At 36.4% G+C, this 13964-nt stretch carries 13 protein-coding genes; 2 read left to right on the top strand and 11 right to left on the bottom strand.

Annotated features, from left to right (window positions below):
* Positions 1–112: 112 nt before the first annotated feature.
* The 6 genes from Q3V31_RS07600 to panE form a co-directional block, all read right to left on the bottom strand.
* Positions 113–2029 (bottom strand): stage V sporulation protein D, encoded by a 1917-nt coding sequence (locus tag Q3V31_RS07600; RefSeq protein ID WP_001266222.1) that lies wholly within the window; start codon positions 2027–2029, stop codon positions 113–115.
* 81 nt (positions 2030–2110) lie between these two features.
* Complete coding sequence (locus tag Q3V31_RS07595; RefSeq protein WP_079999157.1) at positions 2111–4261, bottom strand: penicillin-binding protein; 2151 nt, start codon at positions 4259–4261, stop codon at positions 2111–2113.
* A 22-nt stretch (positions 4262–4283) separates the two neighbouring features.
* The gene (gene ftsL / locus Q3V31_RS07590; protein WP_000182807.1) at positions 4284–4646 is read right to left on the bottom strand and encodes a cell division protein FtsL; all 363 of its coding nucleotides are present in this window, start codon (positions 4644–4646) and stop codon (positions 4284–4286) included.
* 15 nt (positions 4647–4661) lie between these two features.
* Positions 4662–5594, bottom strand: coding sequence for a 16S rRNA (cytosine(1402)-N(4))-methyltransferase RsmH (gene rsmH / locus Q3V31_RS07585; RefSeq protein ID WP_000472513.1), 933 nt, complete (start codon positions 5592–5594; stop codon positions 4662–4664).
* 366 nt (positions 5595–5960) lie between these two features.
* Complete coding sequence (gene bshC / locus Q3V31_RS07580; RefSeq protein ID WP_090813320.1) at positions 5961–7577, bottom strand: bacillithiol biosynthesis cysteine-adding enzyme BshC; 1617 nt, start codon at positions 7575–7577, stop codon at positions 5961–5963.
* Between the two features lie 79 nt (positions 7578–7656).
* Positions 7657–8544, bottom strand: coding sequence for a 2-dehydropantoate 2-reductase (gene panE, locus Q3V31_RS07575; protein WP_090813351.1), 888 nt, complete (start codon positions 8542–8544; stop codon positions 7657–7659).
* A gap of 295 nt (positions 8545–8839) precedes the next feature.
* Here panE and Q3V31_RS07570 point away from each other — a divergent pair, with 295 nt between their 5' ends.
* Complete coding sequence (locus Q3V31_RS07570) at positions 8840–9313, top strand: N-acetyltransferase (protein ID WP_000506687.1); 474 nt, start codon at positions 8840–8842, stop codon at positions 9311–9313.
* A 35-nt stretch (positions 9314–9348) separates the two neighbouring features.
* Here Q3V31_RS07570 and Q3V31_RS07565 read toward each other — a convergent pair whose 3' ends face one another.
* From Q3V31_RS07565 to Q3V31_RS07555, 3 genes are all read right to left on the bottom strand, one after another.
* A complete protein-coding gene (locus Q3V31_RS07565; RefSeq protein ID WP_000246460.1) occupies positions 9349–9855 on the bottom strand; it encodes an RsfA family transcriptional regulator in 507 nt (168 codons plus the stop codon).
* 129 nt (positions 9856–9984) lie between these two features.
* Complete coding sequence (rpmF, locus tag Q3V31_RS07560) at positions 9985–10158, bottom strand: 50S ribosomal protein L32 (protein WP_001984764.1); 174 nt, start codon at positions 10156–10158, stop codon at positions 9985–9987.
* A gap of 61 nt (positions 10159–10219) precedes the next feature.
* Positions 10220–10720, bottom strand: a complete 501-nt coding sequence (locus Q3V31_RS07555) for a YceD family protein (RefSeq protein ID WP_000872151.1) — start codon at positions 10718–10720, stop codon at positions 10220–10222.
* Between the two features lie 168 nt (positions 10721–10888).
* Here Q3V31_RS07555 and Q3V31_RS07550 point away from each other — a divergent pair, with 168 nt between their 5' ends.
* On the top strand, positions 10889–12115 hold the full coding sequence (locus Q3V31_RS07550) for a nucleotidyltransferase (RefSeq protein ID WP_071733465.1): 1227 nt from the start codon (positions 10889–10891) through the stop codon (positions 12113–12115).
* 26 nt (positions 12116–12141) lie between these two features.
* On the opposite strand, the gene Q3V31_RS07545 is transcribed toward Q3V31_RS07550, so the two are convergent.
* The gene (locus Q3V31_RS07545; protein WP_000476291.1) at positions 12142–13167 is read right to left on the bottom strand and encodes a SepM family pheromone-processing serine protease; all 1026 of its coding nucleotides are present in this window, start codon (positions 13165–13167) and stop codon (positions 12142–12144) included.
* Complete coding sequence (locus Q3V31_RS07540; protein WP_000662591.1) at positions 13160–13951, bottom strand: patatin-like phospholipase family protein; 792 nt, start codon at positions 13949–13951, stop codon at positions 13160–13162. The genes Q3V31_RS07545 and Q3V31_RS07540 overlap by 8 nt, the downstream gene beginning before the upstream one ends.
* Positions 13952–13964 lie beyond the last annotated feature (13 nt).

Below are 13964 nucleotides of genomic sequence, written 5' to 3'. Positions count from 1 at the left end.
GTCTAATCAATAGATTTATTTATTAATGAGACACTTATCGTCTCAAATAAAGCAATTTTCCTATAAAAAACTCACTTCCACCAATTGTACCATAAAACACAATCAGTTACCTTTAATTCCCGAAGTAAATTCTAACTTTTGAACCCTCTTTTACTTTAGCTCCGGCTTCTGGTGATTGCTTAATTACTTTCCCACCATCACCACTTATATCAAGCTTCAAGTCTACAAGTTGCGTTTGTAAATCTTTCTTTTTCATACCAATTAAATTCGGAACTTCCACAGTTGGTGTATCGCCCCATTTATATTCTTTCTCAACTTGCTCTTTTCTCGGTTCCACTCCCATTACAGGAAGTGCGTCACGAAGAATATTCCCAACAATAGGTGCTGCTACAACTCCACCAAATTGAGTGACTCCTTTTGGGTTATCCACAGCTACATAAACAACAATTTGCGGATCGTCGGCTGGAGCAAAACCGATAAATGATACAATGTAGTTATTATCCAAATATTTTCCATCCTTCACCTTTTGAGCAGTTCCAGTTTTTCCACCTACACGATATCCATCAATGTAAGCCCCTTTACCAGAACCTTTCGCTACAACATTCTCTAATGCGTAACGAACTTTCTCTGAAGTTTCCTTGGAAATAACTTCCCTTTTCGCAACAGGTGTCTTTTTGCTGACAACTTGATTATTCTTCGGATCAATAAATTCCTTCGCTATATATGGCTGATACAAAGTTCCACCATTTACAGCGGCTGCCACAGCCGCTACTTGTTGAATCGGTGTAACAGAAACACCTTGCCCAAATGAAGTCGTCGCTTGCTCGACTGGACCAACTTTATCTAAATTAAATAAAATCCCGCTACCTTCACCTTGTAAGTCAATTCCGGTCTTCTGTCCAAACCCGAAATTGCGAATGTATTTAAACAATCGATCTTTACCAAGACGATCACCGAGTTCAATAAATCCTGGGTTACAAGAGTTTTGAACTACCTCTAAAAACGTTTGGCTACCATGGCCTCCAGCTTTCCAACATCGCAATCTAGCTCCACCAACTTCAGCTGCCCCATCATCATAAAACGTATCTTTCTCTAAGTCTACTAAATTTTCATTCAAGGCTGCAGCTAATGTAATAATCTTAAATGTTGACCCTGGCTCATACGTACTCCATACAGGTAAGTTTCTGTTATATACTTCCGGAGAAACACTTTGAAAATCTGCTGGATCAAAACTTGGCCGACTTGACATACCTAAAATCTCACCATTTTTCGGATTCATTGCTATTGCTATCATACCGTCAGGATTATACGTCGATTCCGCAATATTCATTTCTCTTTCCATAATCCTCGTAATGCGTGAATCGATTGTTAACCCTAAATTCAAGCCAGCTTCTGGTTTTTTGAAATCATCTCCAACGTTAGGCATTCTCTGCCCTTTCGCATCTGCAAAAAATCGCACATGACCTTTATCACCATTTAGCTCTTTATCATAATATTTCTCTAGTCCCATAAGCCCTTGATTATCACTGCCCGCAAATCCTAATACGTGTGATAAAAAATTACCGAATGGATAGTACCGGATAGAATCCTCTGCGATGTACACACCCTTTAAACTTAATCCGCGTACTTCTTTCGCTTTGTCATGCGATATTTTCCTTCCGCCTTTATCAAGCCTTACAATCGACTCTTTTTTTGTAACCCGCGTATAAATATCATCTTTTTCCACACCTAATACTGCAGCTAACTTCTCTGCAGTCTCTGCTGGTTTTTCAATTTGCCTCGGCACAACAAAGACGGTCGGTGCACTTTTATTCGTAGCAAGCTCCACACCATTTCGATCTAAAATCTTCCCTCGCTCTGGTTCAAAAGTAATATTACGACTCCATGAATCCTTCGCACGATCTGTTAACATATTTCCAAGAAAAAATTGCACATATCCAAGACGAATATCGATGATGGTGAAAATGAGTATACCCGATATAAGTATAAAAATAAGTCGCTTCCTAACTGTTACATTTGATACACGCATATTGGAACAAGCCTCCCTTACGCCTAGCTTGTTCCAATATATGCTTGTACTTATTTAATTAGAACTTCTTCCCTATTACCATTATGGCTTTTCTGCTTCTTGCTGCGGCTCAAGTGGTGGTACGAGTGTTACACCTAATTCCGTACCAGGTTGCAACAATGTTCCTTCCGCCACACTTTGTTCCGTTACATATCCTGTACCAGAAGGTTTTAAGTTAAGCTTTAATGTTTTTGCTAAATTCATAACATCACGCAGTGCCCATCCCTGTACATTTGGCATTGTAGGCTTATCTCCTACTAAGAAGACTCGATCACCTTTTAATGTTTGTTCAGTTGCTTTTGGCACTTGCTGCTGCGCTTTCCCTTCACCTAATACAATTGGACGAAGTTTTGCTTTATCAATTGCTTTTTTCGCTTCATCCATCGTTTTTCCTGTTACATCCGGAACGACAGTTTGTTGCTCTTTCACATATTTCTTCGGATCCTTTACTTCATTTGGCTTAATCTTTAAATACTCTAAACTATTTTTCGTTACATATTTAAAGATATCAGCTAAAGGTTTAGCCCCGTTTTCATCATCTTTTAATTTCGGCTGTTTAACGGCCACATACACAACAAGTTGTGGATCGTCCATCGGTGCCATACCTAAGAATGAGAATATATAATTCTCTCTTCCTGTCATATAGCCACCTTTCCCGTCAGGAATTTGTGCTGTACCTGTTTTACCACCTACAGAATAGCCATCAATTTTATATGCAGTCCCTGTTCCTTTCGGTGATGTAACAACACGTTCTAGTAATTGTCTTACTTGCGCGGCTGTCTCTTTGGTAACAGGCTTTCCTACTTCTTCTGGTTTATGCTCTAACTGTACTTTACCTGTTATTGGATCCACAATTTTATCAACTGTATAAGGTTTCATCATTTTACCATCATTTGCAATCGCTGTTGCAGCTTGTACAAGTTGAATTGGTGTAACTGTAGAACCTTGTCCAAATGCCGTTGTTACTTGTTGTATTTGTTGATCAAATAAAATTGTATTTGACCCTTCACCAGGTAAATCAATGTTTGTTTTTTCATCTAATCCAAAACTGTGAATATATTTTCGAAAACGCTCTGCACCAAGTTTTTGATCCCCTAAAATTGCGAACGCTACGTTTGAAGATCGCTCTACCCCTTCATCAAAAGTAATAGAACCCCATCCAGCGCCGCCGTTATGATCTTTTATTTTACGATTACCAACTTGATATGTACCAGACTGATAAAAGTCTTGTCCATTGTATACACCTTCATTAATGGCCGCCGCTAATGTGAAAATCTTCATTGTTGATCCCGGTTCAAACGCATTTGCAATGGCGTCGTTATAATAGTAATTCATCCGTCCTTCGTTCGGATCATAACTAGGTTTACTAGACATCGCTAATATTTTCCCTGTCTTCGGATCCGCTACAATTCCAATTAAATTTTCTGGTTCATAATGTTTACTCGCTTCTTTCATCGCGTCTTCTAAATAACTTTGAATACGTTGGTCAAGCGTTAAATACACATTATCTCCATTTTTAGGTGCCTTTACATTCACCTTTCCACCGTCAAGAGATACTCCTTTACGGTCACCTGTATAAGCTACCTCACCATTAGAAGCACCTAAATACTTATCCAAACTCTTTTCTAAGCCAAATTGACCTACTGCGATTCCATTATCATTAGGTTTGGCATGACCTATGACATAAGATGCGAAATCACCGTTTGGATACACTCTCGCATTTTCAGTAATAAAAGTTATTCCCGGCAATTTCAATGCTTCTATTTGTTCTTTCTTTTCTTTCGTCAAGCCCTTACCCAATGTTCCAAATTCCACTTGACTTTTACCTTCTTTATTTAAAGTAGCTAAAATTTTATCTTCATCTTTTCCGAGTACTCCTGCGATTTTCTTTGCAGTATCCTCTTTATCCTTAACCGCGTTGGCTCCTTTTAACTCGGCTACAAGTTTATAAGAATTTGCATCTTGCGCTAGGACATGACCATTTTGATCATAAATGGTTCCTCGATTCGCTTCGAGGACTCCCTTTTTACTATGTTTCTGCTCAGCAAGTTTCTTTAAATCATGATTGTCCACTGTTCCTGTTACTTGTAAGTAAAAAAATCGGGCTAATAACAGCAAAAAGAGCAGGAGGAAAAATATCATAAAATAACCTGCTCCCTTATTGGTATGAAATTTGGTCATATTTCTCTTCATCTTTTCTTCACACCTATTTGCCTTACTTTAGGCCTTTCACGTTATTCGCATTAATTTCTAGCCCGTGTTTTTTTGCAACTTCAGCGATACGTTCATAACGACTTAACTTCTCTACTTCAGCCTGCAATTCTTGATTTTCCTTTTGATTTTTCACAATTTGTTCTTCTATCGTCGCTGCTTCTACATTCACTTGATAAAGACCCGCTTTATTCCCAATAAAAGCTACACAAGCATATAATAAAAACCCAATAAACGTTACATACAATAGCTTTTCAATTCTTGTAATTTTCGCTTTAACTTTTGGCTTAACCATCTGCTGTGGCGGCGTTTGAATTTGTACCTCTTCTTGCGCCTGTTGTTTATACTTTACAGCTAAATTAGTCATACCTCTCTCTCCTTTTTATCGTTTTTCAGCGATTCTCAACTTCGCAGAACGCGCTCGATTATTTTCTTCTAATTCAATGTCAGAAGGTAAAATCGGTTTTCTTGTAATAAGCTTTAATTTCGGTTTAAATTCATCCGGAATAATCGGTAGTCCCGGTGGTAATTGCGGCGTCGTGCTATTTCGCTTAAACGTCGTTTTACAAATACGATCTTCTAATGAATGGAACGTTATAACACTAACTCTTCCACCAGGCTTGACCATATCAATTGCAGACTCCAACGCCTCTTCAAATACTTTTAATTCATCATTTACAGCAATACGAATCGCCTGGAATACTCGCTTCGCAGGATGTCCACCTGTTCTACGTGCCGGAGCTGGAATACCTTCTTTAATTAATTCTACTAATTCTCCTGTCGTTTCAATAGCCTTATTCTCGCGATATGCTTCGATTTTCCTTACTATTTGCTTTGAAAATTTTTCTTCGCCGTATTGGAAGAAAATTCTTACGAGTTGTTCATATGACCAGCTGTTTACAACATCATATGCTGTTAATGGGGCATCTTGATCCATCCGCATATCTAACGGTGCATCATGATGATAACTAAAGCCACGCTCTGGTGTATCTAATTGTGGGGATGAAACACCTAAATCGAATAAAATCCCGTCTACTTCTGTGATACCTAATTCATGTAGTTTTTCAGATAAATAACGGAAGTTGCTCTTCACTGTTACAAATTGCTCACCATAAGAAGAAAATTTTTCCTTTGCATTTTGAATCGCTATTTCATCTTGATCAAATGCTATTAATTTTCCACCATCTGTTAGCTGGGATAATAAATAAGAACTATGTCCTCCTCCACCCAGTGTACAATCTACATATGTACCACTCGGCTTTATATCTAAGCCATCTACTGTTTCTTTCAAAAGTACTGTTACGTGTTTGAACATTGCTGCACCTACTCTTTTTCCAATAAATTATGTTAAATACATTTCTCACTCTACAAACATTATTTACTACTAGAGGATGAAATGCTACTAAAGAACGACTCATTTAACTTCCAACAAGGTAGCCTGCTATACAAATCGCTATTTTATTTTATTATATACTAAATTTTATCATTTTTTGCGGGAATTTAAACAAAAACCTGTCGAAAAAGATATTAATCCGTTTACATTTTGTGCTATTTTGTCATATATATAAACTTGGTACATAGCGATTCATCACACCAATATAAGATAGATAATTCAGAAATATTTCACTTCTCAGTTAATTCAACGGGATAAAAATAAAATCCTGCTCAAAAGAGCAAGATTTTATAGTTTTATTACATGATGTTTTCCGTCCCACGAAAATGATTGTTCCATTACCTGGTCCACAAAATCAAGACCGAATTGATTTAAATAATAACAGACATTCCACACACGTTCTTGCGGTGCTCCTAATGGACGAAGCGCAAATTGCACACGTCGGAATTTATTTAGTTGAACCTCATGCTTCTTCTCAACATTTCTTTTCAACATTTTTTCTAACAGTTCAATTTGTTCATTAATTTTCATTTCATTTTTCCCTGCAAACTCATTTAACCCTGGATCTATTTTTTTCACGAATAGTTGTAATGATTTATGAATATCCATTATTTCTTTTTTCGCTTCTAGAAATCGTTCGTCTATCGGTTCCTCTATTTGATTAGAAAGCCAGTTGTCACGCAAATTATCTACTTTATTTAGAAATGGATCAATTTCTTGCAAATCTAAATCGTATAAATCTGTCGCTATATCTCGCTCCATATAAGTAATCGTAAGCCGAGGAACGACAGGTGGCATTTGGAAACCGACAGTGTGAAACACTTGTTGCAATTCACTCCAATAAGCTAACTCCCCCGGACCACCAATAAACGCTAACGTAGGAAACACATACTCTTGCATAAGAGGACGCGTTACAACATTATTACTAAAACGTTCTGGACTTCTTTCCATCTCTTCCATCAATTCTTCATACGAAAATGAATGCACTCCATCTTTCCCAATAAATTTCCCTTGATTCTCTTCAAGCAATACTCGCTCATTATCAATTTCCATAAATATATGCACTGCATTTGCCTTCGTTTCAATAATCGGTTTAAACCCTAATTCCTTAATTACTTCCTGTTGATTATGAAGGCCTGCTTGAATTTCTTTATATTTACTTATTATTTGTTGTAAAAACGGTACTTCTAATTTTCTTAAGGCAGGATGATGAGAATCTACAAGAATTAAACCAGAATTTACGAACATTTTTGTAATAAGGTGTGCAAAGAAATCTACATATGTATGCGATTTATCTAAAGCATCCTCAACAAATTGTAATACATCCTTTGTAAAATTCGTTTCCGGATATGTTTTAAAAATCTCTTCGATCCATTTTCTACAGTCTTCAATAGAAAGCTCTGACTCAGAAGCACTCGCCTTTTTCGGATGACGATCATGAAAAATGGTCTTTTTTATTTTTTTATTTTTCGTTACAAATGTATGATTAATTTCATCCATATCATGATCTTCACCGGCAATCCAAAAGACTGGAACAACTCTAACCCCTAAACTCTCTTCTTTTTCTTTTGCAAGCTGTAAAATCGAAATGACTTTATGCACTGTATAAAGTGGTCCAGTTAACAATCCAGCCTGTTGTCCAGCTATAACTACATATGTATTTTCATCTTCAAGCGCTTTTATATTTTGAATTGTAGATTCTCCCGCTTGCAATTGTGTATTATATTCTAATAAATGCGTTACTAAATCTTGACGGAAAAACTCTCTCTCACGTAAATCATGTAAACGCTGTTTAAAAGCATCTTCTGTTAACAAATAGTCAAAACATGACTGTATCTCTTTTTTACCGTTCACATAGTCCGCTACAACACCTTGTAGTGGAACAGAGATTTCTTTTATCTCCATATAATTCTTCCTTTCGTATCCTGTTCTCTCACCAACCCACATTGTAGTCAATGTTTCATGTAAAAGCAAAGAAAAACACTTATAATTCCATCCCTTTTATTGCATCATACAAAAATTGAAGTGTCGGAACGGATTGTTGTCGTCCCTTTGCTTCTTCTAATACATATCCGACAATCGCATTAATTTCCGTTTGTCTATTCTCTCTTACATCCGCTAACATAGATGATGTATTACGAGCTGTTTTTTCACATACTTGGCATACCATTTGCCATACCATTCTTTTGTCCTCTTCTTTAATAAGAAATGCGACTTCCTGAAATACTTGCTCTATCATTTGATAAAAAAACGGATTTGAAATTAACTCTCCGTTCTCAACCCGTAATAATGCGGTCAGTGGATTAATACATACATTCACCACTAATTTATTACGCATAATCCCATTCCAATCATCTTCTATTTGAATCGGAAAATAATGTAAAGGAAAATGATTCAATACCTTTTCAAAACCATTAGATTGACCACGCACTACACCAAACTTTGTAACACCTATTCCAGTGTGATGGACTGTATGTTTCCCTTCTTTTTTCGCACCATGCTCCACGATCCCAACCGCTATACGTTCATTCCCTAATTTTTTCATAATATGAAGGTGAGACATTCCATTTTGTAAAAAGATTAATGACGATTCAGCCTGCACAAAAGGTAATATGTCAGTTATATGATACTGCTTTACAGCAATAAATGTATAATCCAACTTCTCATCTCGCATACTTTCTATTGGTAAAACAGTTGGGAATACCGTTTCACTTTCCCCATTTCTAATACAAGTTACACCTGTTACATTCAATTCCTCAGCCTGCTTAGCCGTCCTTGTAAACAACGTAACATCTTGATTATTTTTTTGTAAATAAAATGTATATAGTAGACCAATAGCTCCTGGTCCAACAATTCCAATTTTCATCTTCACACAAGGAACATATATTAACAAGTGATATACGTTCCCTTGCCCTTCCCCCTTTACGGCTTATTAAATTATAATTGCATAGTTAAGGATTCAATTATCTTTTAACAAATGCAACCTCTTCTTTCACTATGTATATACTACTTATATACATAGTTCTACTCTTAGTTTAGCAAATCCTCAAAAAAATAATGAAAGAAATATTCTATCTTCTTCATAAAAATTTAAAAATGAGTTATAATATTATTATAAATATTTTAACTTTTCTGCATTCAACAAGATATGAAAAGGATGTGATGTAATGGGATTCCCAAAAGTTGAGCGCTTGCTCATCAATTATAAAACATTAGATGAATTTAAAAAATTTAAAGGTTGCGGAGCTCAAGAACTATCCATGTTGGAAGAATTAGAAGCAAACATTATTGAAAATGATAGCGAATCTCCATTTTACGGTATTTATTACGGAGGATCGCTAATCGCACGTATGAGTCTATACATGAAAAGGAACGGCGGGGAACCATTTGAAATTACAGGACCTTACCTAGAACTTTATAAACTTGAAGTGTTACCGACTTTTCAAAAACAAGGATTCGGACAAATACTTGTTAACTATGCAAAGCAACTGAAATTCCCAATTAAAACGATAGCACGTATCCATTCAGCTGGTTTTTGGGATAAATTGAGTTTCCAACCAGTATCAGTACCTGATGGCGATTTTTATATTTGGCTTCCAGAAACAAATGTGAATGCGGTTACAAATGAAGAATCTGCATAAGAAATAAAAAAAACAGCTGCGTAACAGCTGTTTTTTTATTTCTTTAACTTCTCCAATTTCCCATTCGAGCGAGCACCATTTCTTTCCGCTACCATTACACTTCTTTTTTGATCGATATAATCAAGTAATGTTCTATATTCTTCCTCATATACTGATAATCGCTCCAGAAGACTTTCTCGCTCTGTTTGTAACGATTCAATTTGTTGTTGCAACACCATTAAAGAGTTTTCATCTTTATAATTTCGTAAGAAATCAATAACATCATTCAACGTAATAGATTTCGGCTCTAATACCTTTGTCTCTTTCACTTCATAATTTTCTACCTTACGAAGTTGCTTTGCTTCTTCAATACGTTCTTTGTATTGCTTTCTAACATAAGAATTCCATCTAAATCCACATGCTGCTGGTGTGCGAGACAAATGTCTACCCACTTCTTTAAAGGCAGAAAGTTGCGTTCCACCTTCTTGAATATGCCGGAGTACTACTTCTGCCAGAAGCAAATCTTCATCATCAGTCCAAGCATCTTGTCTTGTTGTCGCCATCTCTCTAGTCCTCCCTATGCATTTTTTATTAAGCATATGCAGTTACTAGAAAAGATAGAATACAACAAATAAAGAATAAGACAAAAAAAATAAACGCAGAAGATATCTTCTACGTTTATTTTCCCGCAATTACTTGCTGATTACTTCTTTACCTTTGTAAGTACCGCATGCTTTACATACACGGTGAGCTAATTTCGCTTCACCACAGCTTGGGCACTCTACCATACCAGGTACTGATAATTTGAAATGCGTACGACGCTTTCTTTTTACTGTTTTAGAAGTTCTTCTAAAAGGTACAGCCATTCTTCCCACCTCCTTAAAAGAAATAGTTATTTTCATATGAAGGCCTAAACCAGTCTTCCGATTATTTGTCAAAAAACTTTGCAAGTCCTGCTAATCTTGGATCAACAGTCTTTTCTTTGTTTTCTTCCGAAATCACTTGCCAGTCTTGACCTTGCATCGGTGCTCCACCAGAAACATCATCACTGAAAATTTGCATTGGAATCTCCAAAAGTATATTTTCCTTGATTACGGGCAGTAAGTCAAGTACTTCTCCTTCTAAACAATGAATTTCAGCTTCTGTTTCAAATTCTTCTTCTGAAGTTTGGAACACCTCAGTTGTTTTAATGTCAAATGGTAATGTCACATCTACTAAAGAGCGAGAACATGGTAAAACCATGCTTCCAGTTATATGTAGATGAAACGTAAACTTACCGGAGCCAAAATCAACTCTTCCTGTTACATGAACAGGATTAATTTCACGAATATCTTTCTCGACCTCTTTTAGCTCACTTACATCTACCATTTCATTCAATGTCAATCCTTTATTTCTCAATTTATTCAATTGATGGATGGACCATTTCATATCATATCACCTCAAGGCAACAAACAAAATTATAGCTAGCCATTTTATATTTGTCAATGTTTTTTCTTTACACTATAATGAAGTCATCATAGGAAATAATATATAGATTATCACGTTTTCCAAAAAGATGCTACATCGAAAGGAGAGATTACCATAAAAGCCAGTGGTATTGTTGTTGAATATAACCCTTTTCATAACGGTCATGCTTATCATGTGCAACAAACAAAAAAGTTAACACAGTCTGATATTATTATCGCCGTTATGAGTGGTCCTTTTTTGCAGCGTGGTGAGCCAGCACTCATCTCCAAATGGTATCGTACTAAAATGGCCTTAACAAACGGCGTAGACCTTATTGTAGAGCTTCCTTATGCATTTGCAACACAAAAGGCCGAAACTTTCGCAAATGGCGCAATTTCGATTTTAAACGCCCTTCATGTTTCTGAGATTTGTTTCGGTAGTGAAGATGGGGAAACTGGAAATTTCTACAATACCATCTCTGTACAAAAAAATGAAGAAGAGACTTTTAATCGTCTTGTGAAGCAATTTATGAATGCGGGTAATAGTTATGCAAAAGCTACATCCGAAGCCTTTCAACACATCTTACCACCTGAAAAAAATGTAGATATGTCACAACCAAATAACATTTTAGGTTTACAGTACATTAAAGCTATCCTTTTACAAAATAGCTCCATGCAAGCACAAACCATAAAAAGATTCGCCTCTCATTATCATGATGAAACATTTCACGATCAACATATTGCAAGTGCAACAAGTATCCGCAAACAACTATTTAATGAACACGGTTCATCTACAACTATTGAGCCTTTTATCCCGAAAACAACTGCTTCTCTTTTAGAAAACTACAAGCAAAACTATGGGACGTTACATAACTGGGAAAAATACTTTTCATTTTTTAAATACAAACTTATGACGATGTCTCCAGGGGACTTACAACATATATATGAAATTGAAGAGGGTTTAGAGCATCGTATTTTATCCAAAATACAAGACAGTTCATCTTTCTATTCATTCATGGAAGCATTAAAAACAAAACGTTATACATGGACTAGATTACAAAGAGCTTGTACACATATTTTAACAAATACAACGAAGGAAGAAATATATAAAGCAAATATAGAACAGCACGCGCCGTATATCCGTCTACTCGGAATGTCACAAAAAGGACAAACTTATCTTTCTAAAAATAAGAAAAGAATAGAACTGCCAATCCTTACACATACAAAAACATTCGAACACCCTACTTTAGACATAGAGCGAAAATCAAATGCTGTATATTTCTCCATAATGCAAGAACCTTTGCGGACACACCTGCTCAAACAAGAAGCAACGCATCATCCAGTTCGTTATGATGAAACAACTAAAAAATTCCTATAAGAAAAACCTCTCTTTTTCAGAGAGGTTTACTTTATTTTACCCATTTTTTCCAAATACGTTAATGCATCATCCAGTGTGTCCACCGGTACAATTTTCATCTTTGTTTTAATATCTTTCGCAGCTTCAAGAGCATCTTTATAATTCGATTTCTCTACACCCTTTTCATTTGGCGCAAAGAACACTTCAGCTCCCGCATCACTAGCAGCTACTACTTTTTGCTGAATACCACCAATGGGACCAATTTCTCCTTTATCATTGATTGTACCTGTTCCAGCTATTTCATGTCCGTTTGTTAAATCTTCTTCAACGAGCTGATTATAAATTTCTAAGGTAAACATTAAACCCGCTGATGGCCCCCCTATTTCATGGGAATCAATTTTCACTTTCGGATCTACCACTAACTCTCTTTCTGTAACGATAGATACACCTATTCCAACGCGGCCATTTCCATTAGGAATTGTCTTTACATTTAAATTTTCTTTAAACTGTTCTCCACCTCGCTTGTATTCAATATTTACTGTATCTCCCTCTTTTTTCCCTGTCATATACTCAATAAATTGTTCCGTCTTTTCGAATGTTTTTCCGTCGACAGCTATGATGACATCTCCAAGCTTAAGCTTCCCTTCTGACGGCATTCCCTTTGTCACACCAGCAACTAGGACCCCTTTATTTTCAAAAGATACGGAACGATTTGCACGTTTATATGCATTATAAATTGCGGCGTTTTGTGAATCTTTCATTGCATAATTTTGGCGAAATTGATATTCTTCATCACTCTCACCTTTTTGCAATATTTCTTCCGCCTTCGAAACGTGTGTATATTTATTAAATTGCGCGGCTATTAAGTTCACAACATTTGCAGGCCCCATTGAGACTGTGACAAGCATAAAATCACCAGACTCTTTAGTTCCACCGTCAACTTGCACGTACGGCGCTAATTTCGCGGCCATACCTGGTTTTGTCACATAGTATGGCAAACGCACATAAACAAGTAGCATCGCCAATATAACCCCTATTAAAATTGCATATATAAACCGAAAACGCTTAAACATTATGTTTCTCCTTCCACTGCTCAATTAGTAAATAAATGTTTGAAATGTGTTTTTCTGCTTCCACTTCTCCGACCCTAATAATGTCTTCAATATGTGTAAAAGCACGCGAACTAAATTGTTCTACTGCTGGCCTCATCATTAAATCTGATGCTATTTGCCGATTTATCACAAGTTCATGTTGCATGATTTCAATACTCTGCATAATCACATCATAAATCGATGTAACCTCTCCATTCACCTTAATTGGAGATACATCAACAGCAATAACAATATCAGCCCCTAAATCTTTTACAACCGATACGGGAATACGGTCAATTACCCCTCCATCCACTAATAAGCGGCCATCTATTTTCTCTGGAACAAACACCCCTGGCACAGATATACTAGCTCGAACCGCCTCTGCAATCGGACCGCTTGTAAAAACAACTTTTTCCCCCTTCAAAATGTCAGTAGCCACAACAGCCGTTGGGATATCTAACTCTTCTAAATTTTTATTATATGTAAACATTTTAATCATATCTTTGATACGTTTTCCAGCAATAAATCCCATCTTAGGAACTGTAAAATCCAAATAATATTTCCTTTTAAAAACAGCGGCCAATCTATACAATCTTTCAACGTCACAACTCGCTGCATAAAATGTACCAATTAACGCTCCTATACTACTACCTGCTACCATATGAATAGGGATGCCAGCTTCCCTTAACACTTTTATTACCCCTATATGAGCAAAACCTTTTGCACCTCCGGATCCAAGTGCTAAACCGATTTTTGGTTCCTTCATTTTTCTCACCCTT

Origin of the sequence: Bacillus nitratireducens (genome assembly GCF_036320425.1) — a bacterium.
Classification (GTDB): Bacteria; Bacillota; Bacilli; order Bacillales; family Bacillaceae_G; genus Bacillus_A; species Bacillus_A nitratireducens.
The sequence above is the reverse complement of the archived record's forward strand: the minus strand, read 5'-3'. Positions and strand labels throughout refer to the sequence as shown.

Excerpts from the sequence above, each read along its gene's own strand:
- rsmH (WP_000472513.1), bottom strand. The coding sequence starts at position 5,594 with ATGTTCAAACACGTAACAGTACTTTTGAAAGAAACAGTAGATGGCTTA.
- Q3V31_RS07565 (WP_000246460.1), bottom strand. The coding sequence starts at position 9,855 with ATGGCGACAACAAGACAAGATGCTTGGACTGATGATGAAGATTTGCTT.
- Q3V31_RS07600 (WP_001266222.1), bottom strand. The coding sequence starts at position 2,029 with ATGCGTGTATCAAATGTAACAGTTAGGAAGCGACTTATTTTTATACTT.
- Q3V31_RS07595 (WP_079999157.1), bottom strand. The coding sequence starts at position 4,261 with ATGAAGAGAAATATGACCAAATTTCATACCAATAAGGGAGCAGGTTAT.
- Q3V31_RS07545 (WP_000476291.1), bottom strand. The coding sequence starts at position 13,167 with ATGTTTAAGCGTTTTCGGTTTATATATGCAATTTTAATAGGGGTTATA.
- Q3V31_RS07570 (WP_000506687.1), top strand. The coding sequence starts at position 8,840 with ATGGGATTCCCAAAAGTTGAGCGCTTGCTCATCAATTATAAAACATTA.
- ftsL (WP_000182807.1), bottom strand. The coding sequence starts at position 4,646 with ATGACTAATTTAGCTGTAAAGTATAAACAACAGGCGCAAGAAGAGGTA.
- Q3V31_RS07540 (WP_000662591.1), bottom strand. The coding sequence starts at position 13,951 with ATGAAGGAACCAAAAATCGGTTTAGCACTTGGATCCGGAGGTGCAAAA.
- bshC (WP_090813320.1), bottom strand. The coding sequence starts at position 7,577 with ATGGAGATAAAAGAAATCTCTGTTCCACTACAAGGTGTTGTAGCGGAC.
- rpmF (WP_001984764.1), bottom strand. The coding sequence starts at position 10,158 with ATGGCTGTACCTTTTAGAAGAACTTCTAAAACAGTAAAAAGAAAGCGT.
- Q3V31_RS07555 (WP_000872151.1), bottom strand. The coding sequence starts at position 10,720 with ATGAAATGGTCCATCCATCAATTGAATAAATTGAGAAATAAAGGATTG.